This window comes from Priestia sp. FSL P4-0332 (genome assembly GCF_038005845.1).
Taxonomy (GTDB): Bacteria; Bacillota; Bacilli; order Bacillales; family Bacillaceae_H; genus Priestia.
The window spans coordinates 2,554,695-2,578,504 of record NZ_JBBOUA010000001.1 but is presented as its reverse complement, the minus strand read 5'-3'; the positions used below and the strand labels follow the sequence as shown (position 1 = coordinate 2,578,504).

Below are 23,810 nucleotides of genomic sequence, written 5' to 3'. Positions count from 1 at the left end.
CTTTTATAATACGGAAATTTGTGCTAAAATCTTGTAAGTACGCAAAAATAGAAACATACGTTCTGTTGATGCGAACACTATAAAATTAAAAGATAGGATACATGATCATTTATTCTTAGACACGAAGCGCAAACGTTTGTGTTTCATACATAATGTAGTAATGTTCGTTGTGATGAAAGGGGTAGTATGAATGGCTCGGAAACAACAATTTAATTATAATGAAGATGCAATTCAAGTACTAGAAGGATTAGATGCCGTTCGTAAACGTCCTGGTATGTATATTGGAAGTACGGATACACGAGGTCTGCATCATTTAGTATATGAAATCGTCGACAACTCTGTTGATGAAGCTCTAGCAGGCTACGGAGAAGAAATTATTGTAACCATTCACAAAGATAATTCAATTTCTGTACAAGATAAAGGTCGAGGTATGCCAACGGGCATGCATAAATTAGGAAAACCAACGCCTGAAGTTATTTTAACCATCCTGCATGCAGGAGGTAAATTCGGACAGGGTGGATATAAAACAAGCGGAGGCTTACACGGAGTAGGTGCATCTGTTGTAAATGCGCTGTCTGAATGGTTGACTGTAACCATTCATAGAGATGGATTTATTTATGAACAGCGTTTTGAAAATGGAGGAAAGCCGGTTACGACGCTAGAAAAAATAGGAAAAACGAAAAAAACGGGAACAACGATTCATTTCAAACCGGATGCCACGATCTTTTCAACAACTGTGTATAATTATGATACGCTTTGTGAACGGCTCCGCGAATCGGCTTTTCTGTTAAAAGGATTCAAAATAGAGTTAATCGATAAAAGACATGATCGTCACGATATCTTTCATTATGAAACAGGTATTCAAGCCTTTGTTTCATATTTAAATGAAGAAAAAGATTCACTTCATCCAGTCGTCTTTTTTGAAGGGATTCATCATAATATTGAAGTTGAATTTGCCTTTCAATTTAATGATGGTTATTCTGAAACCATTTTATCATTTGTTAATAATGTTCGTACCAAAGATGGTGGAACGCATGAGTCCGGTGCAAAAAGCGCTATGACGCGTGCATTTAATGAATACGCCCGTAAAGTAAGCCTGCTAAAAGAAAAAGACAAAAACTTAGAAGGAACGGATATACGAGAAGGCTTAGGAGCCATCGTTTCCGTTAGAATACCTGAAGAGTTGCTTCAGTTTGAAGGTCAAACAAAAGGAAAGTTAGGTACAAGTGAAGCTCGTTCGTCCGTAGATGCAGTTATTTCTGAAAAACTTGCCTATTTCTTAGAAGAAAACCCAGACGTAAGCTCTCTTCTTGTAAAAAAAGCAATCAAAGCTGCTCAAGCGCGTGAAGCAGCACGAAAGGCGAGAGAAGACGCAAGAAACGGGAAGAAACGAAAGCGTCAAGAAACCGTTCTAAGCGGGAAGTTAACGCCTGCGCAATCAAGAAATCCTCAGCGAAACGAACTGTACTTAGTCGAAGGGGATTCCGCCGGAGGTTCAGCAAAACAAGGAAGGGACCGCCGCTTTCAAGCTGTGCTGCCACTGCGAGGGAAGGTTATCAATACCGAAAAAGCCAAGCTTCAAGATATTTTTAAAAACGAAGAAATTAGTACGATCATCCACGCGATAGGCGGAGGAGTAGGAGCAGATTTCACCATTGATGATATTAACTACGATAAAATAGTCATCATGACCGATGCGGATACGGATGGCGCTCATATTCAAGTGCTTCTCCTAACGTTTTTCTACCGCTATATGAAACCGCTTGTGGAAGCAGGAAAAGTATTTATTGCTCTTCCACCGCTCTATAAAGTAAGCAAAGGGTCAGGTAAAAAAGAAGTGGTTGAATATTCATGGAGTGACGAAGAATTGCAAGGTGCTATCGATAAGGTAGGAAGAGGGTATATGATTCAACGCTATAAAGGTCTCGGTGAAATGAACGCAGATCAGCTTTGGGAAACAACAATGAACCCAGAGACGCGTACGCTGATTCGTGTCCGTATTGATGATGCTGCTCGCGCTGATCGTCGTGTGACCACTTTGATGGGCGATAAAGTAGAACCACGCAGAAAATGGATTGAAAGCAACGTAGCGTTTGGGTTAGAAGAAGATCCAAATATTTTAGATAATGAAAATGTATTAACGGTCGCAGAGGAGGACGTACAATGACACAAACAGAACGCTTTTTAGATTTACCTCTTGAGGATGTACTAGGCGACCGTTTTGGTCGATACAGTAAATATATTATTCAAGAGCGTGCACTGCCGGATGCAAGAGACGGGTTAAAACCCGTTCAGCGCCGTATTTTATATGCAATGCACGTAGATGGGAATACAGCAGAAAAAGGCTTTCGCAAGTCAGCCAAAACTGTAGGGAACGTAATTGGTAACTATCACCCTCATGGTGATTCATCTGTATATGATGCCATGGTTCGAATGAGTCAAGAATGGAAAGTTAGAAATGTATTGATCGAAATGCATGGAAACAACGGAAGTATTGATGGAGATCCCCCAGCAGCAATGCGTTATACAGAAGCTCGCCTTTCATCGATTGCTGCAGAACTTCTACGAGATATTGACAAACAAACGGTTGAGTTTGTGTCTAACTTCGATGATACAAGCAGCGAACCAACTGTGTTACCGGCTATGTTTCCTAACTTGCTAGTAAATGGATCCACGGGTATTTCAGCTGGTTATGCTACAGAACTTCCGCCTCATCATTTAGGTGAAGTAATTGACGCAACGATCATGCGAATTGATAAACCAACGTGTACAATTGAAGAGTTGATGACGGCTATTCAAGGTCCTGATTTTCCTACGGGAGGAATCATTCAAGGGGTAGACGGGATTAAGAAAGCCTACGAGACAGGTAAAGGGAAAATTATTATTCGCGGAAAAACGGAAGTGGAGTCCATTCGCGGCGGAAAACAGCAAATTGTCATTACAGAAATTCCGTTTGAAGTAAACAAAGCTAACCTTGTTAAGAAAATGGATGAGCTTCGTTTAGATAAAAAAGTGGAAGGCATTGCTGAAGTTCGCGATGAAACGGATCGTACCGGTCTGCGCATCGTAGTAGAATTAAAAAAAGATGCAAATGCTCAAGGAGTACTTCACTATCTTTATAAAAATACGGATCTGCAAGTACCTTATAATTTTAACATGGTTGCTATTGCTAAAAAGCGACCAAAGCTTATGAGCTTGGCTAACATTCTTGATGCTTATATTGATCATCAAAGAGAAGTGGTAACAAATCGTTCTAAATACGAACTGCAAAAAGCACGTGAACGTGAACATATTGTAGCGGGATTGATTAAGGCACTGTCGATTTTAGATGAAGTTATTGCGACGATTAGAGCTTCTAAAGATAAGCGCGACGCTAAAAATAATTTAATTGCCAAATATGAATTTACAGAACCTCAAGCAGAGGCGATTGTATCGCTTCAATTATACCGTTTGACAAACACGGACATCACAGCTCTACAAGCGGAAGCTGAAGAGCTAGGTGCTAAAATTAACGAGTTAGAAGAAATCTTACATAGCGAGAAAAAACTTTTTAATATAATCAAAAAAGAATTACGCCGTGTAAAAAAGCAATACAGTACAGAACGCCGCTCAAAAATTGAAGCGGAAATCGAAGAAATTAAGATTAATCTAGAAGTGATGGTTCCATCTGAAGAAGTGATGGTGACAGTCACAAAAGACGGATACGTAAAACGAACAAGTCTTCGTTCTTACGCCGCGTCTAACGGGCAAGACTTCGGTATGAAAGATACGGACCGAATTTTAGCGAAGTATGAAATTAATACAACCGAAACCCTTCTCATCTTCACAAACAAAGGGAATTATTTATATATGCCAGTGCACGAACTTCCGGATATCAGGTGGAAAGACATGGGGCAGCATATCATGAACATTGTTCCAATTGATAAAGAAGAGCAAATTGTACGGGCGATACCGGTGAAAGAATTTAAAGAAAATCAGTATCTGCTTTTCTTTACGAAAAATGGTATGGTCAAAAAATCAGAATTACTTCAATATAAAGCACAGCGCTACTCCAAAGCTCTTGTCGCCGTTAATTTAAAAGGCGATGATGAAGTAGTCGATGTATATCAAACCGATGGTAAAAAACAAGTGTTTATTGCCACTCGCTCTGGCTACGGACTGCGTTTCCGGGAAGAAGAAATCAATATTGTAGGAACTCGCGCTTCCGGTGTGAAAGGAATTAACTTAAAAGACGATGATTATGTTGTAAGCGGCGTTATCTTCGATGAAGGTGAAGCTCTATCAACTGAATTATTTATCGCCACGCAGCGAGGAGCTGTGAAAAAGACAAAAATTACTGAGTTTGAAGAATCAGCACGAGCAAAACGAGGGCTAGTGATGGTCCGAGAACTAAAATCTAATCCGCATCAAATTGCAAAAGTAAAAGCAATCTCTAAAGAGCACTACATGATAGTGGAATCATCTAAAGGTCAAATCGAGCAGGTTGATCCGTCTACAATGCGAGCTAGCGACCGATACAGCAACGGTTCATTCGTATTGGACCAAAGCGAAGCTGGCAATTTAGTTGATGTGTGGCTGGAAGAAAAATAACAAAAAAGTAGTAAAGTTTTTAACGCTTTACTACTTTTTTTGTTTAATATTTTTAAGTTAAACTATGTTCTAAATAAACAATATAAAAATTTCCCTACTCCTTAACCCAAATAAACATCATATACCTCCTACACAAGCCTCTAAGAAACTTTTGAATGTTCCAATTGTCCTAAACATATATATAAAAGAACATCTAGGAGGTGTTATAGATGAACTATTTTATTCACGTAACTCCTAAGACTAAACTCTTTGTTCGGGATATTGGAAAAGGGGAACCCGTTCTTTTCCTCCACGGGTGGCCTGTTAACGCTAAAATGTACGAATACCAATTTACAACGTTGCCGGCCCGCGGTATTCGATGTATCGCTCCTGATCTTCGCGGATTCGGAAAATCAGATGCGCCTTTCACCGGCTATTCTTATAATCAATTAGCGGATGATATTCGAATGTTAGTAGAAAGACTGGAGCTTAAAAATTATACGCTTGTAGGCTTTTCTATGGGGGGAGCCATTGCCATTCGATATATGAGCAGACATTTAGGATATGGCGTGAAGAAGTTAATTTTATTAGGAGCAGCGGCTCCAAGCTTTATTCAAAAAACTGATTTTCCATATGGACTTCCTTCTGAAGAAGTAAATACAATTATTCAAAATACGTATAGAGATCGTCCTAACATGCTTGAAGAGTTTGGCAAAAAGTTTTTTAATCAGCCTATTAGCTCAGCTTTTAGAGGGTGGTTTCAAGATTTAGGTTTAGAGGCATCCGGTCATGGAACGATTAAAACTGCGGTGTCTTTACGAGACGAAGACTTGCGAGAGGATTTGAGTCAAATTTTCGCTGAGACATATATATTACACGGAAAAAAAGATCAAATTTGTCCATTTGATCTTGCAAAAGTTATGAATCGTCATATTTCATTTTCTACACTTCTTCCATTTGAAAATAGTGGACACGGTCTTTTTTATGATGAACGTGAGAAAGTAAATGACACTCTTATTGAACTCATCGCTAAAAGCTCAGCCTATAAGTAAGGATATACATTTAAAACCGAATTGGCAGCCAAATAAAAAAAGTAAAAAACCCGCACCTAACGTAATGAAGCGAAGAAGCTTAGGCGTGATAAATTTTCTTGTAAAATGAATGCTGCTGGCAATATTTAAATTCCAAAGAAGGATGCCAAAGATAATAAAGAAACTGTGAAAAAAGACAGATAGCCACGTTTGACTTTGGAGGCTTTCGCTTAAGCTTGACCCAAATACACCAAACCAAAACACAATATTTAAAGGGTTCATAAGAGCAATGAAGAAACCTGTAAAAAACGACTTATCTCTTTTAATAGAGGGTTTGTTTACATCTATTGAAAAGGAACGAGAAACAGCTTGTTTCATACTTTGAAAGCCAACAAATGTGAGCATGACAAAACCAGTTGCATACAAGGAAACAGTAACAGCCTGCATCTGAACAAAGGGCGTTAACCCTATTAAAATGAGGAGCATAAATAAAATATCGGCCGTCATGCCTCCTAAACCAACTAGCCAAGAAGCCCAAAATCCTCTTGTCAGCCCTTTTTTAATCATCTCTATATTAATTGGACCTACCGGTGCTGCGAGACTAATACCTAGAATTATTTGTTTTATAGCAATCAAAAACCACTCCACAAACACAGCCTCCTTTCTAACTTGTCCAATAGTAGCTTATATATATATATAGATTAGAGTTTTATAATTTAGAAGCGGCATTTAGTTAAAAATGCTCATAAACTTTCTTTTCTTTAATACACATGTAACGTTGAGTTCCATAAGGAGGGTTTTAATGGCATCAAAAATGCTTTTTCGAGCCAATGAGATTTTAGAGTCAACGCATGTCCCGTTTTGGGGAAAAGATGCTTTTCAATATTTCCAAAGCGATATATTATCAGAAGAAAATCCATTTCCTTGTATATTAGGGGTAGAAGGCTTTAAAAAAGATTTACTGCGTTTTTCATTTGTGACTACTCCTTATAACTACCAAGATATTAGGAATGCAGCGTCGGCACTTAGAGAATACATAGATACGTTCAAGACCATAGGTCGCTATACATCTTTTGTGTTATTCTTTAAGCCTGAACATAAAGAACGATCAATGGAAGAGTACGAAACGATGTTTTGGGATACGCTGACGTTTCTTCATCAAATTGATCAAAAGAAATGGCCGCAAGACATTCCAAAAGATCCAAAAAATCCATTATGGGAATTTTGCTTTCACGGAGAACCTATTTTTGTCGTATGTAATACGCCTGCTCATTCTTTGCGTAAAAGCCGTAAGAGCAGAGGATTTATGATTACATTTCAGCCTCGGTGGGTCTTTGAAGGTATGACAGGAGATTCAAAAATAGGGCGGCACGTACAAAAGGTGGTCCGCGATCGGTTAAAAACATATGATGACGTATCAGCTCACCCTGAGTTAGGATGGTATGGACAGCAGGGAAACCGAGAGTGGAAGCAATATTTTTTACATGATGATAACAACTATACTACCGGACAGTGTCCGTTTAAATTAAAAAGGAGTGAGCAGCATGGACGTAAAAAAAGCCTCTATTAAAAAAGGAGTTGGCGGAAAGTTTGAAGAAGTAATTAAAGAACTGCTTCCGGCGTATACTGGATACGTTGAAGTACAGCACGATATTGCTTTTCAAACGCACCCATCTCATACGCATCCAACTGATGAAATTCTTCATATACTTGAAGGATCTATTTATTTTACAGTTGAACGTGATACGGTTCTATGTCAGGCAGGAGATCGGATACATTTACCGAAACAAACGGTTCATTCTTCAAAAGCCGGTCCTGATGGGTGCACATACGTTATTTCCATTTTAAAATAAAGACGAAAGAAGATGATGCTTATGCTACGTTCCCGGCCAGTGCTGCTGCTTATCGATGTACAAGAAGGATTTTATTCACCCGAGTGGGGGGAAAGAAACAATTTAGATGCAGAAAAACATATGCTGACGCTGCTGCAAGCATGGAGGCGCCAAGATTATCCTGTCATTCACGTACAGCATGCATCAGGAAATCCAAATTCTCCTTTACACCCAAGTTCGAAGGGGTTTCAGTTCAAAGAAGGATTTGGTCCACAAGAAGATGAATACTTAATTCGCAAACACGTGAACAGCTGCTTCATTGGAACAGAGCTAGACAGTTATTTAAAAGCAAATGGCTATGATACGCTTATCTTAATAGGACTAACTACTAATCACTGCGTCTCTACGACTGCTCGCATGGCTGGAAATCTAGGGTACAGGACGTACGTTGTAAACGATGCAACAGCTTGCTTTGATTGTATGTCCTACGATGGAAAAACAAGGCTTCCTGCAGAAGATGTACATACATTCGCATTGTCTTCTTTGCATGAGGAGTTTGCAACGGTCGTTTCTACAAAAGAGACACTTCAAGTTCTTCAAACCTTTCAATATGCTCAAAATCATAACTGATGTGCATGCGCACATCGGTTTTTTATGTAGATTATGTTTATTAAAAGAAGTAAAATAAAGATAATTCTATACTATAAGGAGTTTGTACATATGATCATTCGTTATGCTAAAGAAGAAGATTTACCTATGCTTGTTGAAATTTATAATCAGTCTGTTCAAACAAGTGCTGCTACTTTTGATTTAACGCCTGTAACAGTAGAGCAAAGAAGGAGCTGGTTTGATAATCACATTAGCAATGAACTTTTTCCGCTTATTGTAGCGGAAAAAGATGGGGTAGTAGCGGGCTATGCTTCGCTTTCTTCTTATCGAGATAAAGAGGCGTACATTCAAACGGTAGAGCTATCGATTTATATTGATAAAAACCAGCAGGGACATGGCATTGGAAAACAGCTTATGAAGCGGATTTTGGAATTAGCTAAAGAACTCAACCATCACGTTGTCATTTCAGGGATTACAAAAGGGAATGATATCAGTGTCAAAATGCATGAGCAATTTAATTTTACATTTTGCGGAGAATTTAAAGAAGTAGGCTGGAAATTTGATCAGTGGCAAGATGTGCTTTTTTATCAGCTTATTTTATAAGATGTATGACACCTTTACACATTGTAACGTTTTAGTTTCGTGTGTAAAGGTTATTAACATAATAAATCGTTTTATTATGTTAATACGAAAGGTGTTAGCTATCATGAATACACATTTTCAATATCAGCATCTAAGAGCTATTCCGAAAAGATGGTCCAAAAAAGAGCTGCATATCCAGCTGAATAGAATCAAGCACAATTCTGAACTATCTACTATAGCAGCAGATCTGCTTTTTCATCTGTTAGAATGTACCCATTCGGGCCTTCAAACTAAACAAGAAATCATAGACTACATCCAAAGCATTCCTACTCATCAACTTCCATCTTTTGTAACCCATTTAAGCAGGTTAATTCAGCATATTTATTATATAGAAGCTGCTGATTACTGTAATCGTCCCCTCAAAGGTTATATGCTTGTTATGAAAAACCAGCCCGCCTATATATCTCTTCATTTTGCTGATCAGATCACATAAAAAAGCTCTCTATTCAAAAGAATAGAGAGCTTTTTTTATTCGTATTTTTTCACTGTTACTTGACATTCTTTTAACGGGATAAGTTTCGACTTTTTCGTCCATTTGTATCCTAACCAAACAATTAAGAATAAAGGAAGTCCGATATAGGAAACAAGTACACCGTACCAGTCAATCGAGTCACCCATAAACGCCGAATAGTTTTGGCCTAAAATAACAACGGCACATAAAATAAAGGCAAAGATAGGGCCAAATGGGAAAAGTTTTGCATGATATGGAAGTTCACTCAAATCATGACCTTGGGCAACAAATGCTCTTCTAAAACGATAGTGGCTGATTGCAATTCCTAACCAAGCAATAAAACCAGACATACCAGAAGCGTTAAGTAACCACGTGTATACCGCACCGTCTCCAAAAAATGAAGCACCAAATGCAAGTGTACCGACAAGTGCCGTTGCGATTAAAGCATTAACCGGAACGCCTCGTTTATTTACTTTTGCTAAGAACCTCGGTGCTTTTCCATCTTTCGCCAAGTTCCACAGCATACGCGTAGAAGCATACATACCTGAGTTACCAGCAGATAAAACGGCTGTTAAAATAACGGCATTGATAGCTGATGCTGCAAACGCCAGACCTGCTCGTTCGAATATTAGAGTAAACGGACTGACCCGCACATCATCACTTGCTAATGAATCCGCTGTGTATGGAATAAGCATCCCAATAACAAAAATAGCTAAAATATAAAATAACAAGATGCGCCAGAAGACTTGTTTAACTGCGCGAGGAACCGTTTTTTCCGGATCTTCACTTTCTCCAGCTGCAACTCCAAGCAACTCTGTTCCTTGGAATGAAAAACCAGCAGCCATAAAAATACCTAAGACAGTAAAGAATCCACCGTGAATGGGTCCATCACCAAGCGTGAAGTTTTTAAAACCTGGTGCTTCATTGTTAAAGATACCAAAAATCATCATAATACCAATAACTAAAAAGATGATAACTGTTACTACTTTAATTAATGAAAACCAAAATTCAGATTCGCCAAATCCTTTTACAGAAAGGTAGTTAAGCCCAAACATAATTAATAAAAACAGGGCACTCCATAAAATAGAAGAAGAGTTTGGGAACCAAAATTTCATAATAAGGGCTCCAGCAGATAATTCAGCTGCAATCGTAATAGCCCAGTTATACCAATAGTTCCAGCCGAGAGCGAAACCAAAGGATGGATCTACAAACCGAGACGCATACGTACTAAACGAACCAGCTTCAGGCATATAAGCTGCGAGCTCCGCCAGGCTGGTCATCAAAAAGTAAACCATGACACCAATAATAGCGTAAGCTAAAAGCGCTCCCCCAGGTCCTGCTGTGTGAATTGCTCCACCACTTGCTAGGAATAAGCCGGTTCCGATGGCTCCTCCTAATGAAATCATCGTTAAGTGGCGAGATTTCAACCCACGTTTTAATTCTTGCTGCTCTTGCATAGATAAATACTCCTTTCGAATGTACGGAAAGAGACGGGATAACATAAAAAAAGCCCGCAGTATATGTGCGCGCTTTTAAATCTGAAAACCGCGTCAACCTTCCGTGAAGATAGCTCTTCACATCACTTGCATGATGTGACAGTTCTGTTCCTGTTCGGAGACAGCCCCAGCTTAAATCAACCGAGAAGTGATCTAAACTTCGGCAATTTTTCCTTTCAAGCAACATCCTCAATGTTCTCTGCATTTCCGTTGCTTTACTATTAAAAACTGCGACCTCTACCTCATCGATTAGGATGAGGGTTTTTTATATTCATTTGACATAAAAGAAGTATATCAAATACTAAAACGATTGTCATTATAAAAAATAGATTCAGAAAATAGAAACATCTTTGAAATCTCTCGAATCTATTTTGTTACATATGGTATAATAAATGTTGTCATAATACTACATAAATATCCGAACGTACCACAGGGGGAGCCGCCGTGCTGAGAGTGAACAAATTGTTCAGACCCTTCGAACCTGTTAGTTAACGCTAGCGTAGGAATGTGGGAATAGTAGCATATATTTGCTTACTCCTGTGTAAACCGTTTGATATGAATGATTCAAAAACAGGAGTGAGAAACGTGAATAAAGCATTACCCTTACAGGCTAAAATTGAAATAGCTATTTTTGCAGCATTAGCACTTCTACTTGATCTTTTGCCTTCCATTAAGATTGCAACGGCTGTGAGTATTTCGTTCTCCATGGTGCCCATTTTTATTATGTGCTTTCGCTGGGGAGTAAAAGGCGGGGCTCTATCTGGTCTATTATGGGGGCTGTTGCAGTTGGCAACAGGAACGGCTTATATTTTAACAGCGCTGCAAACGTTTATTGAATATATTGTGGCTTTTGCTTTTATAGGTTTTGGAGGTGTTTTTTCGCAATCTATTAAAACAAATTTAGCTAACAATAACAGATCAAAAGCTTTTGTTTTGATTGTTTTATCCCTTGTTATCGGCAGCTTCGCACGGTATTTCTGGCACTTTATTGCGGGTATTATTTTCTGGGGATCATACGCGCCAAAGGGCATGTCCGCTCTGTGGTATTCTTTTTCAATGAACGGGATTTCAATGGTAGGGTCACTAATTGCCTGCTTAGTCATTCTTTCACTATTAATTCCATCCGCATCAAGAATGATTGTAACTAAATCACACTCATAATAAAAAAGACTAAATCTACCAAGATTTAGTCTTTTTTGTCATTTGTCACCTTTGTTTACACAAAAGTGTGTCAGGTTTGATAACATAGTTAGTGAAATATTCAAAAAACTGTTTTATGATAATCACCATATTCAAACGAGGTAAGGGATTGATAGCATGCTACAGAAATGGATCACGAGCATAGGTTTAGATATTGGAACAAGCACAACAAAACTGATTGTAAGCAAGCTGCTAATAGCAAATCAACAAAATCAGTTTACGCTGCCAGGCTGTCAAATTATTGATCGTCGCGTAACGTATGCAAGTTCTATCTATACCACCCCTATGCTAAACGATGTTGAAATCGATGTTCAAAAATTAACGGTACTACTAGAACAAGAGTATAAGAATGCAGGAATCTCCTTAGATCAAGTGGAGGCGGGCGCTGTGATCATTACAGGAGAAACGGCTAGAAAGCAAAATGCAGAAAGTATCGTTCACTATCTAGCCGAACATGCTGGGGATTTTGTTGTTGCAACAGCCGGCGCTGACTTGGAAGGAATATTAGCAGCAAAAGGATCAGGAGCAATCGAACGTTCTGCTGAAACAAATGCAGTAATTGCCAATATTGATGTAGGAGGAGGCACTGCTAACATCGCTTTATGTCAAAATGGAAAAGTGATAGAAACGTTTACACTGCATGTAGGCGGGAGATTAATTCGACTAAATGAAGACGGTCTTGTTACCTACATTTCGTCTCATTTAACTGAATTTTTGAAAAATAATTCTTTAACACTGCGAGAAGGTGAAAAAGCAACATTTGAAAAGCTCTCGTCTATCTGTCAATTACTAGCTGAAGAAACCGTGAATTATGTAAAAGCGCTGAATCAAAATTCCTCGCTGCTCGTTTCTCCTCATACAAGATCTTCTATACATCCTGAAACGATCATGGTTTCAGGAGGAGTAGGAGCAATGATGGAGAAGCAAAAGCCAAAAACAGTGAAGGAAGTGGCCATACACGGAGACGTTGGTCCGCTTCTAGCATATCATTTTCAATCCATCCAAGTATCTCAAGCCGCTGAGACAACGCGCGCTACTGTCATTGGAGCTGGTATGCAAAATACAGAAGTTAGCGGATCAACCGTATACATTAAGTCTAAAAAACTGCCGCTGAAAAACATTCCGATTATAGAAATACCCGTACAGCCAGAGGAGGAGTGGAATCCGCAGCTGTTTCAAGAAAGAGCTCGAGCGTCATGTATGCAGGCTTCAACTATTTTCAGTGCAGAAGATCCTCCCGTTGCTATTGCTTTATCTCATTTTCCTTACTGCAGCTATAAGATGCTGCAAGAATTAGCAAAAGTAATAAGCGCTGAATTTATTGCTTGTTTTAAGAGAGCTAAGTGCCTCGTTGTTTTATGCGAGCAAGATATTGCAAAAGCCTTAGGACAAGCACTAGCTAAACAGAGAAAAGAGTTAGAAATTATTTGTTTAGATCAAATTGATTTTACACACGGAGATTACATCGATCTAGGGTTACCAGTAGCTGGAGAAGCAATCTCTGTTTCCGTTAAAACGCTCGCTTTTTCATCCTAATCCACTAAATATACAAGGAGGAAACGATGTTTAAAACTACACGATTGTTAGGAGAAACATTTTCATTTTATAGCTTAAAAGAAATCATGGCCAAAGCAAACGAAGAGCGTTCTGGAGATCAGCTCGCGGGAGTTAGCGCTGAGTCAATGAAAGAACGAATGGCAGCAAAGCAAGTCCTAGCTGATATCACACTTGCTGATATTCGAAACTACCCGCTGCTCAGCGCAGATGAAGACAACGTCTCGGCGTTAATCGAAAGTCAAATTGATTCATCCGTTTACGACATTATAAAAAATTGGACAGTAGGGGAGTTAAGAGAATACATCTTATCTGATGAGCATACCGGAGAAGACCTTCTTGCGCTTAGCAAAGGATTAAGCAGCGAAATGATTGCGGCAGCTACTAAAATTATGTCCAATTTAGATTTAATTCAAGGAGCAGCCAAAATAGAAGTGCAAACTACTTGTCAAACGACTATCGGCCAAAAAGGCGTATTGGCTTCAAGAGCCCAGCCTAATCATCCTTCAGATAACTTAAAGGGAATGAGAGCATCTCTCTACGAAGCGTTAAGCTATGGAATTGGGGATGCGGTTATTGGAATTAACCCCGTTATTGACACAACGGATAATATCTACGCTCTTTTAAATGAAACAAAAAATATAATCAATGAATGGTCCATCCCTACTCAAAACTGTGTGTTATCACATGTAACAAGTCAGATGAGAGCAATCGAAAAAGGAGCATCTGCTGACTTGATTTTTCAAAGTTTAGCAGGAACAGAAGCCGGTAATGACTCATTTGGGATTTCACTGTCTATGCTCAATGAAGCAACAGCGTTAATTCATGAAAAAGGTACAGCAAAAGGTCCGAACCGCTGGTATTTTGAAACAGGACAAGGTTCTGAACTGTCAGCAGAAGCTCACTATAATATTGATCAAGTAACGCTCGAAGCTAGATGCTACGGCTTAGCTCGTCACTACAAGCCTTTCTTAGTTAACACGGTTGTTGGATTTATTGGACCTGAATATTTATATAACAGCAAACAAGTCCTACGAGCTGGGCTAGAAGATCACTTTATGGGCAAAATGCACGGCTTGCCTATGGGAGTAGACGTATGTTACACCAATCACATGGATGCTGATCAAAATGACATGGATAATTTAAGTATGCTTCTAGGAACAGCTGGAGTGAACTTTGTCATAGGAGTGCCCATGGCTGATGACTGCATGCTAAACTACCAGTCTCTTAGTTATCATGACATCGCAACGGTACGTAATGTGTTAGACCGTACCCCAACGCCTTTATTTCAAAAGTGGCTTGAAGATCAGCGTATTATGGAAAACGGACGCTTTACATCTAGAGCCGGAGACCCAACTATTTTTATGAATTTGATTTAAGGAAGGTGCTTACTATGATACCAAAGTCAAATCGCGATCCGCTTGAAACACTTAAACAATTTACCCCTGCCCGCATAGGTGTCGGCCGTACAGGAACAAGGCCGCTAACAAAAGACGTTTTATCTTTTCGCACGGATCATGCTGCAGCCGTGGATTCTGTATATGGAGCAGTTTCAGAAGATATTTTAGCTGAGTTTAACCTTTTCACTGTGAATACACGCGTGAAGTCAAAAGAACATTATTTAAAACGGCCGGATCAAGGAAGGTTATTAGCAGATAACGCTAAGAAAGAAATTTTTAAAAACTGCGTGCAGCAGCCTGATGTACAAGTAGTAGTCTCAGATGGACTGAGTGCCAAGGCAATCGAAGAAAACATAAGCGACGTGTATCCAGCTTTAATTGACTCCCTGCAGTCATATAGGCTTTGTATCGGGACTTCATTTTTTGTAAAAGGGGGACGAGTTGCATGCATGGATGAAATTGGCGAGATCATAAAGCCAAAAGCACTTGTGCTATTGATTGGAGAGCGACCTGGACTGGTCAGTGCTGAATCAATGAGTGCTTACATGTGCTATGAACCTAGCAAAGGCAAAAAAGAGTCTGATCGTATGGTTATTTCTAATATTCATAAAAGAGGGACGCCTCCTATTGAGGCAGCCGCACATATCGGTACCATGATTGACAAAATGATCAAGCAGCAAACAAGCGGTGTACATCTTATTGTTTAAACATCAAAAGGAGGAGAACGTATGGCGTTACAAAAACAATTAAAACCTATTCATTTATGGGCTATTTCAGTGGGCATGGTTATTTCAGGACAATACTTTGGGTGGAATTACGGGTTTGAACAAGGCGGGATTATTGGGCTTGCAATCGCAACCTTAATTGTAACCGTGTTTTACACAACGTTTATGTTCAGTTATGCAGAGCTTTCAACATCTATCCCGCAAGCCGGCGGACCTTCAGCTTATGCAAGAAGAGCACTTGGACCTTTTGGGGGATATATCGCAGGAATTGCCTGCTTGCTTGAATTTATTTTTGCTCCCCCTGCTATTGCAGTGTCAACAGGAGCATACCTACACTTCCTTATTCCAGCCGTTAACCCTGTATACGCAACGGTAGGTGCCTTTATTTTCTTTGTTTTATTAAATTTAATCGGGGTAAAAGAAGTAGCGGTGATTGAGCTTACAGCTACCATTGTTGCACTAATTGGTTTATCTATTTTTTATGTAGCTGGTTTGCCTCATGTACAAACATCGAATATTTTTAATGATCATTCATTTATTAACGGGCCAACAGGGGTACTAGCAGCTATTCCATTCGCTGTTTGGTTTTATCTGGCAATAGAAGGAGGAGCAATGGCAGCGGAAGAAGTGGAAAATCCTAAGAAAAACATTCCTAAAGGATTTATTGGAGCGATTATTACTCTAGCAACCGCAACGTTGTTTACACTATTTGTAACAGCAGGACTTGGCGAAGGAAGCGGGAAGCTAGCCGATTATCCACTTCCACAGGCACTGTCTTCTGTATACGGAAACGGCATTTCAACCGTTGTTGCTATTATCGGCCTATTCGGTTTGATTGCTAGCTTAAACGGAATCATCATGGGATTTTCAAGACAAACCTATGCGCTTGCACGAGATGGGTACTTCCCTAAATTTCTTGCTAAAACGAATAAAAAAGGAGTTCCTGTCGGCGGTTTGTTGATTCCGGGAGCAATCGGCGTGATTTGTGCAGGATCTGCAACATTTGCCAATGCACTTATTATCTTATCCGTGTTCGGAGCAATGATGATGTACTGCATCAGTTTAGTTTCTCTTTTTATTTTACGCGAAAAAGAACCTAACTTGTCTCGTCCTTTTAAAGTAAACTACCCGGTCGTGCCAAGCATTGCCTTAGTATTAGGGATTCTGTGCTTGTACAGCATCATAAAATACAGTGTTCTTACAACAAATTTAATGCTGTTTGGCGTTTCTCTACCTTTAATTTATGTGATTCTTGGAATTTTCCTTCTTTCAATTATTTACTATGTCTTTTATGGCTCTAGACAGCTCAAAAAAGAAGCAGCCAATTCATATCGAGAAGCATCCATTAAATAGGAGGAAAAACGGCTGGCTGTAAAGGCAAGCCGTTTTTCTTGTAAAATTAAAGGGTTGAGCGTTTTTTTGTAGAATGATATACTAGGTCTGTTTGTTGGAAGAATATACATACATTTATATTAGATAAAGAAGGGGCAATTATGATGAACAAACGTAATACAATCATTATCACGGTTGTTTCATCTATTCTGTTATCAGCCTGTCAGCAAGAAGAAACATTAAAAGACGGAAATACAATGATAGTAGAAAAAGATGCAAAAAAAGTACTAAACGAACCAAAAACACAGGTAGAAAGCATTCAATCAATTGATTTAAATAAAGAAGCAATGAGCGGGAAATTTATTACAGCCTGGATGACTGATTACTTTTCAGCGTTTGGAAAAGCAGTGGATCAAAACTCCTTTGATGATTTAAAAGCTTTTTTGAAAGCGGACAGTTCTTTTTATAAAGAGCAGAACCTTCTTGTTGAAAATTTCACACGCCAAGGCATCGAGCAGAAGAAGCAAACGTTTCATATTGTCAATTGGTATGAAGAACCTAACCATGTGTTCAAAATACAAACCCACGAGGAAAGCTTATTAAAGCAGCCGGGTAAAGATCCTTACACTAAAATTTGTGACCGCCTTTATACAGCCGTTTATCAAAACGATACGTTAAAGTTATCGAGTGTAGAACCATTTGACTTTTCATCTAAACCAAATGCAAGCACTGAGACTCCCACTACACAAACAACAGATTTACACGACTACGATGGAAAATGGACCACTGGCAATGATAACGGATCTCCTATCATTCAATTTCTTGCTACATCCAACTCGGAAGCAACGATTAAAATAAATTCGTACCAGCCACCTAGCAAAATCCGCGTGTCAACCGTTGAACAAAAAAATATTCGCTTTGAAAATAACCAAGCAGCCATTAAATATGAAAATGATGGACAAGGAAATAAAGGAACAATTGTCATTACGCTCAAAGAAAATTCCATCTCATTACTTGCTAAAACAGATCAAAATAAAAAGGCAAAGTGGGGAATTCCAAGCGGTGATTACGTGCTCGATACGTTTGAGAATTAAAGATCATTTTAAAAACAGACTAAATTCGGCATTGAGGAGGACACCTTATGCATAAAAAATGGACGATTGCATTCGTTCTACTGCTGCTAATGGTTTTGACAGCCTGTGAAGAAAAAGAAACAGTTAAGTTATCCAAACCAACCGAACCTTCCTCAGATGAAGTGATCCCAAAAGATCAAGCTAAGTCATCTCTTCCTCCTGATCTTGTATCAGAAAAAAAAGCAGAAAAAACTGCGGTTGAGACGATGAACAAAATTTCAAGTACCTATAAAGAATTAGGCCAAGAGTACGAATGGGAAAATGAATCTAACCCTGCTGATTATGAAACGCTAAAAAAAGCGTTAACGCCATACGCAACTTCATCTTTAATTGCAACAAAGCTAAAAAGTATTTCTACTAATTATTACTGCAAAGAATGCAATATGAGCTTTTTTCCTGATGTAACTCATCTTATTCGATTTGAACTTATTAACAATCACGCTGGGCAATTTTCGGTCTCGGCTATTGAGCCAATTAGTAAAGAAGGAAGCGGTGGACTGACCATCTACATGAATTTTAAATACGTCAATAAGCACTGGAAGTTAAATGAATGGGATGAAGTTACCTATCATCAAAAATACCTCAACATTACGGCCGATGAATATATCGAATACGTGAAGTCAATTAATCCTTCTAGTGATATTTCATACCAAGGTGAAACAACCCGTACAAACGAAAAAGGGGAAAAGGAAGAAATCTTGGTTTTCAAAGAGAACAATACAAAGTATGCCATCAGCAAAAACAGCTCTCAGCGAATCGACGATTTTAAAGAAGATAAAAAAGAAAAAGAAGAGAAGGAAGAAAAAGATTTTAATTTAAAAAGCATCCAAAAAGTTGATCAAGAAACAGCGGATATTTTTATTGAACATTATTTGCGAGATTTAACAAAGTCCATTAACACGAATAAATTTGAACACGTACAGCCTTATATCCAGCGGGATAGTGTTTTGTGGAATGATCAAAAGCAGCTTGTGAAAATGCTGTATGAAAGAGACATTCGAGAAGAACTCGTTGATTATTCGGTATTAGACGTGGAATCTGTGAGTGAAGAAGAGGGCGAAGCGGTCTATACAATCCAAACGAAAGAAGTCATTTCAATTACAACGAACGGTCAAAGTCAGGAAAAAGAGTATTATCGAACCTATACCGTTTCCTACAGCAATAAACAGCTGCACCTGACTAAAATTGAATCACTTTAAAAAACATCACGCAGAGCGTGATGTTTTTTATTTACAAATAAGTTCGCAGGATATTAAGATAATTCTTTCCGATCATCTGCTCTTGGCAGTTTTTCGATCCATCCTTTTTTGATCATTATTCGCCCAAAAGAAGAGATGGTTTTTAAATCCCTTAAAATAGAAGCATCACAATGTCCGGCTACGTCTATTCTCATACTAGTTATCATAGCCGCAGCATAATATGTAGTAGCTAAATGAAACAAAAATCCTGCATGAAATACCATTAGTTTATCAGAAAAAGGGGCTACGTCAGAATTTGTAATTTCAGCATCCATCAAGCGCGGAGACTGCAGGTTTTCTTGTTGAAGTAAGGAAGAAAAAATATTTATATTCTTACTGGCTGTGTGCGAACATTCCTCCATAAAGCTATGGATATCTTTATCTTTCGTTACCTGTTTGAAGCCATTCACAAGCGCTTTAGCTGCGATACTCTTTTTTAAGTTAAAATAAATATTTCCAGCTTCCATTGAGTTCAGCTGTCTTTTGTCTCCGAATAGGTCCATGACATATCCCCATTCTGTAATCGAGTGACCTCTTTCTGTTTTAGAAAAGTAGGGAGATCGTTGATAAATACCTTTTGATATAAGAATTTCAATAGATTTATTATAAAGGTCCATCGCATCAATATTGCACTGATAATAATGGTCACGTATATCTTTGCGTGCTGAAACACTAAAAGATATACTATATCCAGCTAATCCATGCATAGTCATTTCGTGTATATATACTAACCAAAAGGTGTCCGTAAACAAAGGAGGAGCATCTAGATTTACATCTTTATCAGTAAAGCCAATCGGCAAATCTAATTTTTCAGCTTTAAAAATATCTCTAAGCACGTGCAAATGTTTTTCAGCCAGTTCTAAAGTAAATTCAAAAAGAGAATAAACCTCAAGGTCTTTGACCTTTGCTAACACATATTTACTAATACAAACAGACATGGTGTCTTGGATGTATTGTGTCCATAAACTTGTAATTTCTGATGACGTCAATCTACTTTTCTGATTTTCCAAAGTCGGTACCTCCAATTATTACCTAAACTCCTACTAGTGTTCCCAAAACATCACTGTTTAACACAGGGTAAAATACTTTAGTTAACTAACGCAAGATAACTCTTCCTTATCAAGCGTTCATATGATAAAGTAGAGAAATAAACAGAAAACAGAATTTATTTTACATATAATGGTTTTTTGTGTTAAAATCTTTAAAAATCGACTTTCTAAATTGAGTTTTGAGAGGTTTTTAAAAACTTTTAATGGTATTTGTTGCGAATTTATAAAAAATCGTTATATCGAATCCTAGATCACTTAAAAGGGATATCGTTGTTTTTAATCATTAGGAGGGGTAAAATGGAAGAATTTGAATTGTCGCCTGCGAAAAATTCGTTTCGCCAACTAAAAGAGCAGTGGGAAGAGGCAGAGCTGTTAGATGAAGATAACAACTTGAATTTAAAGCACATTTCAGATGAAGAATTTATTCAGCTCTTTTTTTCAATGCGTATTATCAAAAAATCACTTTCTCCTCATACAATCAGATCTTACAATCAAGACATGAAAACGATTCTGTCTTTTTTCTATGAACGAGAGATTACATTAAAATCGATTGGATTTATGGAAGTCAAATTATTTAATGAAGAAATGATGAATCAATATGCCAATCGCACCGCTGCAAGAAAACTAGAATTTTTTAGAAGAATGCTAGAGTTTGGACACGCTACTCATTTTTATCCTTCGCTGTATACGACGTGGATTGAAAAACCATCTATTTCTAAAGGACATTACAGCGACAAGGAAAAACAAAATCGCACCGAGTACCGAGAGCTAACCGACCGCGAAGCCCAGGTGATTGTAAATGCGTTAGAATCAGTCGTGCGCATTCGTCAGCATGAAAAGGAATTCAAAGCGCGCAATCGCTTAATGGGAATGCTTTTGTATATGAGTGGAATGCGTTCAAGTGAACTGCTGAGTTTAAATTGGGGAAGCTTCCGCGAAGACCGTCGCGGAAATTTGGTTGTAGATGTGATTGGTAAAGGAAAAAAAGAACGAACGATTCCTGTGTTTGATGATGTGAAAGAAACGCTTTTCACTTACCGTCAAGCGTTAAATGAAAGCACTGAACTAAGTCCTTTTGACACCGACCCGCTTTTTTACTCCATTAAAGAGTACTATCGTACCGGCGAAAAGAAGCGATTATCCTATACAACGTTGTATCGAACGATTAAATCAGCTGTTTATAAAGTAAAAGGAAACGCGTCTATTTCTCCTCATTGGTTTCGTCACACCTTTATTACAAACAGTTTAGCTAATGACGTTCCGCTTGCTGTTGTGAAGCAAGTAGTAGGGCATTCTTCTATTGCTACAACGAACGTTTATCTTGAAAAACTTCAAGAAGATACGGTATACGACGCGTTTCGAAAATCGGGTTATCGCTAATTACTTATAATATTTTTATGTAAACTAAAAAACATATATTTTCATTTTTACTGCTTATGCGTATGAAATAAGTTGTATAAATGAATAAGTTACTTTTCCTACAATATAATGGTAGAAAGTCGATAAAGGAGGGAGCTACCTATGACGGCTAAACATCCGCTTCACTACCATTTCGGAGAAGTAACGGAGCTTTTTCATTACATATACGAAGTTTGTGAAACAGCAGGTATTTATATTGACTGGAGCGGAACAGCCCAAACCGTTCAGCTATATCGAAGCGAAGAATCTTTTTTATCCGGAGAACGCTACATCGGAGCGATTCAGTATGAGGGAAGCAATCAGTTTCAAAAAAGATGGCCTTCTACCGTCAGTTTGAGATTTCGACGTGCGAACTTGTCGTTTATTTTAAAATATTGTTTAGAACAAATTGAAGACTACCGCAAAGACACGAACAAAGAACCCTTCATTAATCCAAATGCAGAATCCATCGCGTTTAAATTCACCTCTTTAACAGATGAAACCAAACAAGTGATTTCAAAAATCAAAGAAGTACTATGCATCGCCAACTACGTGTAAAACCCCGCAGAATGTTAGCTGTGGGGTTTTGGGGATTTAACTAAGGTCTTCTGTTTCTTGAAGCAATTGTTCCGCGCGGCATTCAAGTTTTTGTAAAGTTTCGGTATAAATTTTCACCTGCTGCTCGTTTAATTCGGACGTTAATTCGAAAAATACCTGCTCCACAGCAGGCGTTACTTCTGTTTTTAAACGCAGGCCATCTTCTGTTATTTGAATAAAAAACGAGCGGCGATCTTCTGGATTTCTGATACGCTGAATCCAATTTTGTTTTTCTAGTAAATCTAAAATTTTAGTCAGCGTCGCTTGATCTTTATCCGCTCGTTCAGCTAATTGTTTCTGCGTACTATATTCAGCTTCTGATACGCGTTTTAAAACGGTCCACTGTTCTGGCGTAATCCCAAAAGGGCGCAAGCGTGCGGCAACTACTCTGCTTAAGCGCTTACTTGTACGAACTGTGGGAATGCCGAACATTTCTTCTAACGATTCCATATAAAACCTCCTGCATACATACATGCTGTGATTATATCAGCTGTTTTTATTTCTGTAAATTTGTTTGTAAAGAGGAAGCTTTATAAAAATAAATTTACAGAATAAATTGCAAATACACTAGACTTATTGTGTGTATCCTTGTAATCTAGTGTAAGAATAGTTAAACTTTTTCAAAAACAGTAGGGGGTACACACATCCATGATTAAAGCGGTATTTTTCGACTTAGATGACACGCTACTTTGGGACCAAAAAAGCGTAAAAGAAGCATTCGTTGCAACATGTACATATGCAAGTGAGAAATATAATTTAAAACCTGAAGAACTAGAAGAAGCGGTGCGTAAGGAAGCAAGAGAATTATATGCTTCGTATGAAACCTATGAGTTTACGCAAATGATTGGCATTAATCCATTTGAAGGATTATGGGGGAATTTTTTAGACGATCATGATGAATTCCGCAAAATGAAAGATATTGTTCCTACTTATCGCAAAGAAGCTTGGACTCGAGGTCTTCGTACCCTAGGAATTCACGATGATGCTTTTGGAGCAGAGCTAGCTGAGCGTTTTCCATTAGAGCGCCGCAAAACACCGTTTGTATACGAAGAAACGTTTGAAGTACTTGATCAATTAAAAGGAAAGTACAAGCTGCTGCTGCTAACAAACGGTTCACCTGACTTACAAAATACCAAATTAGATATTACATCAGAACTAGTTCCATATTTTGATGAGATTGTGATTTCAGGTGCATTTGGCCGCGGTAAGCCTGATCCATCTATTTTCGACCATGCTTTATCACTTATGGATTTAAAGAAAGATGAAGCGATTATGGTTGGAGATAATTTAATGACAGATATACTGGGTTCTTCTCGCGTTGGAATGAAATCTGTATGGATTAATCGTCACGATAAAGAGCGAAATGAAGTCATTCCTACTTATGAGATTACCCATTTAAGTGAACTGCATTCAATTTTAGATGAACTAAATTCATAATACGAACAAACAAAAAAGAGGCGGAAATCGTCTCTTTTTTGTTATAAAAATAAGCACAGCAGTCTTTGCAGGTCCTATATCCGTTCCAAATCTCACTGACTTCATTCACATTGTACT

Annotated in this window: 22 protein-coding genes and 2 riboswitches; of the genes, 18 read left to right on the top strand and 4 right to left on the bottom strand. The window is 38.4% G+C overall.

Features of this window, described 5'->3' with window-relative positions:
• The first annotated feature begins 190 nt into the window (after window positions 1-190).
• The 3 genes from parE (at window position 191) to MKY06_RS13020 (ending at window position 5,621) form a co-directional block, all read left to right on the top strand.
• Window positions 191-2,167 (top strand): DNA topoisomerase IV subunit B, encoded by a 1,977-nt coding sequence (parE, locus tag MKY06_RS13030; protein ID WP_013057241.1) that lies wholly within the window; start codon window positions 191-193, stop codon window positions 2,165-2,167.
• Window positions 2,164-4,590, top strand: coding sequence for a DNA topoisomerase IV subunit A (gene parC / locus MKY06_RS13025; protein WP_029322028.1), 2,427 nt, complete (start codon window positions 2,164-2,166; stop codon window positions 4,588-4,590). Before parE ends, parC begins: the two co-directional genes overlap by 4 nt.
• A gap of 209 nt (window positions 4,591-4,799) precedes the next feature.
• Entirely contained in the window at window positions 4,800-5,621 is an 822-nt protein-coding gene (locus MKY06_RS13020) for an alpha/beta fold hydrolase (protein WP_013057239.1), read from the top strand.
• Here MKY06_RS13020 and MKY06_RS13015 read toward each other — a convergent pair.
• On the bottom strand, window positions 5,607-6,248 hold the full coding sequence (locus tag MKY06_RS13015; RefSeq protein WP_029322025.1) for a LysE family transporter: 642 nt from the start codon (window positions 6,246-6,248) through the stop codon (window positions 5,607-5,609). The two genes, MKY06_RS13020 and MKY06_RS13015, sit on opposite strands and share 15 nt — an antisense overlap.
• A 154-nt stretch (window positions 6,249-6,402) precedes the next feature.
• Between MKY06_RS13015 and MKY06_RS13010 the strand changes: the two genes are divergently transcribed.
• From MKY06_RS13010 to MKY06_RS12990, 5 genes are all read left to right on the top strand, one after another.
• Entirely contained in the window at window positions 6,403-7,170 is a 768-nt protein-coding gene (locus MKY06_RS13010) for a YqcI/YcgG family protein (RefSeq protein ID WP_064471726.1), read from the top strand.
• Window positions 7,145-7,453, top strand: coding sequence for a cupin domain-containing protein (locus MKY06_RS13005; protein WP_013057236.1), 309 nt, complete (start codon window positions 7,145-7,147; stop codon window positions 7,451-7,453). The genes MKY06_RS13010 and MKY06_RS13005 overlap by 26 nt, the downstream gene beginning before the upstream one ends.
• Before the next feature lie 21 nt (window positions 7,454-7,474).
• Complete coding sequence (locus MKY06_RS13000; RefSeq protein WP_013057235.1) at window positions 7,475-8,062, top strand: cysteine hydrolase family protein; 588 nt, start codon at window positions 7,475-7,477, stop codon at window positions 8,060-8,062.
• Window positions 8,063-8,152: 90 nt separating this feature from the next.
• Entirely contained in the window at window positions 8,153-8,644 is a 492-nt protein-coding gene (locus tag MKY06_RS12995; protein WP_029322018.1) for a GNAT family N-acetyltransferase, read from the top strand.
• Window positions 8,645-8,747: 103 nt separating this feature from the next.
• Entirely contained in the window at window positions 8,748-9,116 is a 369-nt protein-coding gene (locus tag MKY06_RS12990) for a hypothetical protein (RefSeq protein WP_057273260.1), read from the top strand.
• A 35-nt stretch (window positions 9,117-9,151) separates the two neighbouring features.
• On the opposite strand, the gene MKY06_RS12985 is transcribed toward MKY06_RS12990, so the two are convergent.
• The gene (locus tag MKY06_RS12985; RefSeq protein WP_013057233.1) at window positions 9,152-10,591 is read right to left on the bottom strand and encodes an amino acid permease; all 1,440 of its coding nucleotides are present in this window, start codon (window positions 10,589-10,591) and stop codon (window positions 9,152-9,154) included.
• A gap of 102 nt (window positions 10,592-10,693) precedes the next feature.
• Window positions 10,694-10,878, bottom strand: a riboswitch (Lysine riboswitch).
• 174 nt (window positions 10,879-11,052) lie between these two features.
• A riboswitch (TPP riboswitch) is annotated at window positions 11,053-11,153 on the top strand.
• A gap of 32 nt (window positions 11,154-11,185) precedes the next feature.
• Between MKY06_RS12985 and thiT the strand changes: the two genes are divergently transcribed.
• From thiT to MKY06_RS12950, 7 genes are all read left to right on the top strand, one after another.
• Window positions 11,186-11,791 (top strand): energy-coupled thiamine transporter ThiT, encoded by a 606-nt coding sequence (thiT, locus tag MKY06_RS12980; RefSeq protein WP_049787051.1) that lies wholly within the window; start codon window positions 11,186-11,188, stop codon window positions 11,789-11,791.
• 156 nt (window positions 11,792-11,947) lie between these two features.
• Complete coding sequence (locus MKY06_RS12975; protein ID WP_029322016.1) at window positions 11,948-13,366, top strand: ethanolamine ammonia-lyase reactivating factor EutA; 1,419 nt, start codon at window positions 11,948-11,950, stop codon at window positions 13,364-13,366.
• Window positions 13,367-13,392: 26 nt separating this feature from the next.
• The gene (locus MKY06_RS12970) at window positions 13,393-14,763 is read left to right on the top strand and encodes an ethanolamine ammonia-lyase subunit EutB (protein ID WP_029322014.1); all 1,371 of its coding nucleotides are present in this window, start codon (window positions 13,393-13,395) and stop codon (window positions 14,761-14,763) included.
• A 14-nt stretch (window positions 14,764-14,777) separates the two neighbouring features.
• Window positions 14,778-15,491, top strand: a complete 714-nt coding sequence (gene eutC / locus MKY06_RS12965; protein ID WP_029322012.1) for an ethanolamine ammonia-lyase subunit EutC — start codon at window positions 14,778-14,780, stop codon at window positions 15,489-15,491.
• 21 nt (window positions 15,492-15,512) lie between these two features.
• Window positions 15,513-16,862: an ethanolamine permease gene (gene eat, locus MKY06_RS12960; protein ID WP_289914456.1), complete on the top strand. Its 1,350-nt coding sequence runs from the start codon at window positions 15,513-15,515 to the stop codon at window positions 16,860-16,862.
• Window positions 16,863-17,005: 143 nt separating this feature from the next.
• Window positions 17,006-17,935 carry a TcaA NTF2-like domain-containing protein gene (locus MKY06_RS12955; RefSeq protein ID WP_223268902.1) on the top strand — a complete coding sequence of 310 codons (930 nt, stop codon included), beginning with the start codon at window positions 17,006-17,008 and terminating at the stop codon, window positions 17,933-17,935.
• A 47-nt stretch (window positions 17,936-17,982) separates the two neighbouring features.
• Entirely contained in the window at window positions 17,983-19,173 is a 1,191-nt protein-coding gene (locus MKY06_RS12950) for a TcaA NTF2-like domain-containing protein (RefSeq protein WP_063671676.1), read from the top strand.
• Window positions 19,174-19,226: 53 nt separating this feature from the next.
• Here MKY06_RS12950 and MKY06_RS12945 read toward each other — a convergent pair whose 3' ends face one another.
• Window positions 19,227-20,222 carry a DUF3231 family protein gene (locus MKY06_RS12945; RefSeq protein WP_041816568.1) on the bottom strand — a complete coding sequence of 332 codons (996 nt, stop codon included), beginning with the start codon at window positions 20,220-20,222 and terminating at the stop codon, window positions 19,227-19,229.
• Window positions 20,223-20,558: 336 nt separating this feature from the next.
• Here MKY06_RS12945 and MKY06_RS12940 point away from each other — a divergent pair, with 336 nt between their 5' ends.
• A complete protein-coding gene (locus MKY06_RS12940) occupies window positions 20,559-21,641 on the top strand; it encodes a tyrosine-type recombinase/integrase (RefSeq protein WP_013057225.1) in 1,083 nt (360 codons plus the stop codon).
• Between the two features lie 141 nt (window positions 21,642-21,782).
• The gene (locus tag MKY06_RS12935; protein WP_013057224.1) at window positions 21,783-22,217 is read left to right on the top strand and encodes a hypothetical protein; all 435 of its coding nucleotides are present in this window, start codon (window positions 21,783-21,785) and stop codon (window positions 22,215-22,217) included.
• Between the two features lie 36 nt (window positions 22,218-22,253).
• On the opposite strand, the gene MKY06_RS12930 is transcribed toward MKY06_RS12935, so the two are convergent.
• The gene (locus tag MKY06_RS12930; RefSeq protein ID WP_098277916.1) at window positions 22,254-22,706 is read right to left on the bottom strand and encodes a MarR family winged helix-turn-helix transcriptional regulator; all 453 of its coding nucleotides are present in this window, start codon (window positions 22,704-22,706) and stop codon (window positions 22,254-22,256) included.
• 198 nt (window positions 22,707-22,904) lie between these two features.
• Here MKY06_RS12930 and MKY06_RS12925 point away from each other — a divergent pair, with 198 nt between their 5' ends.
• On the top strand, window positions 22,905-23,693 hold the full coding sequence (locus MKY06_RS12925; RefSeq protein ID WP_098277915.1) for an HAD family hydrolase: 789 nt from the start codon (window positions 22,905-22,907) through the stop codon (window positions 23,691-23,693).
• Window positions 23,694-23,810 lie beyond the last annotated feature (117 nt).

Coding starts and splice junctions, on each gene's coding strand:
- MKY06_RS13020 (WP_013057239.1), top strand. CDS start 4,800: ATGAACTATTTTATTCACGTAACTCCTAAGACTAAACTCTTTGTTCGG.
- MKY06_RS12935 (WP_013057224.1), top strand. CDS start 21,783: ATGACGGCTAAACATCCGCTTCACTACCATTTCGGAGAAGTAACGGAG.
- MKY06_RS13010 (WP_064471726.1), top strand. CDS start 6,403: ATGGCATCAAAAATGCTTTTTCGAGCCAATGAGATTTTAGAGTCAACG.
- thiT (WP_049787051.1), top strand. CDS start 11,186: ATGAATGATTCAAAAACAGGAGTGAGAAACGTGAATAAAGCATTACCC.
- MKY06_RS12985 (WP_013057233.1), bottom strand. CDS start 10,591: ATGCAAGAGCAGCAAGAATTAAAACGTGGGTTGAAATCTCGCCACTTA.
- parC (WP_029322028.1), top strand. CDS start 2,164: ATGACACAAACAGAACGCTTTTTAGATTTACCTCTTGAGGATGTACTA.
- MKY06_RS12970 (WP_029322014.1), top strand. CDS start 13,393: ATGTTTAAAACTACACGATTGTTAGGAGAAACATTTTCATTTTATAGC.
- MKY06_RS12940 (WP_013057225.1), top strand. CDS start 20,559: ATGGAAGAATTTGAATTGTCGCCTGCGAAAAATTCGTTTCGCCAACTA.
- MKY06_RS12975 (WP_029322016.1), top strand. CDS start 11,948: ATGCTACAGAAATGGATCACGAGCATAGGTTTAGATATTGGAACAAGC.
- parE (WP_013057241.1), top strand. CDS start 191: ATGGCTCGGAAACAACAATTTAATTATAATGAAGATGCAATTCAAGTA.
- eutC (WP_029322012.1), top strand. CDS start 14,778: ATGATACCAAAGTCAAATCGCGATCCGCTTGAAACACTTAAACAATTT.
- MKY06_RS13000 (WP_013057235.1), top strand. CDS start 7,475: ATGCTACGTTCCCGGCCAGTGCTGCTGCTTATCGATGTACAAGAAGGA.
- MKY06_RS12995 (WP_029322018.1), top strand. CDS start 8,153: ATGATCATTCGTTATGCTAAAGAAGAAGATTTACCTATGCTTGTTGAA.
- MKY06_RS12925 (WP_098277915.1), top strand. CDS start 22,905: ATGATTAAAGCGGTATTTTTCGACTTAGATGACACGCTACTTTGGGAC.
- MKY06_RS12950 (WP_063671676.1), top strand. CDS start 17,983: ATGCATAAAAAATGGACGATTGCATTCGTTCTACTGCTGCTAATGGTT.
- eat (WP_289914456.1), top strand. CDS start 15,513: ATGGCGTTACAAAAACAATTAAAACCTATTCATTTATGGGCTATTTCA.
- MKY06_RS12955 (WP_223268902.1), top strand. CDS start 17,006: ATGAACAAACGTAATACAATCATTATCACGGTTGTTTCATCTATTCTG.
- MKY06_RS12930 (WP_098277916.1), bottom strand. CDS start 22,706: ATGGAATCGTTAGAAGAAATGTTCGGCATTCCCACAGTTCGTACAAGT.
- MKY06_RS12990 (WP_057273260.1), top strand. CDS start 8,748: ATGAATACACATTTTCAATATCAGCATCTAAGAGCTATTCCGAAAAGA.
- MKY06_RS13005 (WP_013057236.1), top strand. CDS start 7,145: ATGGACGTAAAAAAAGCCTCTATTAAAAAAGGAGTTGGCGGAAAGTTT.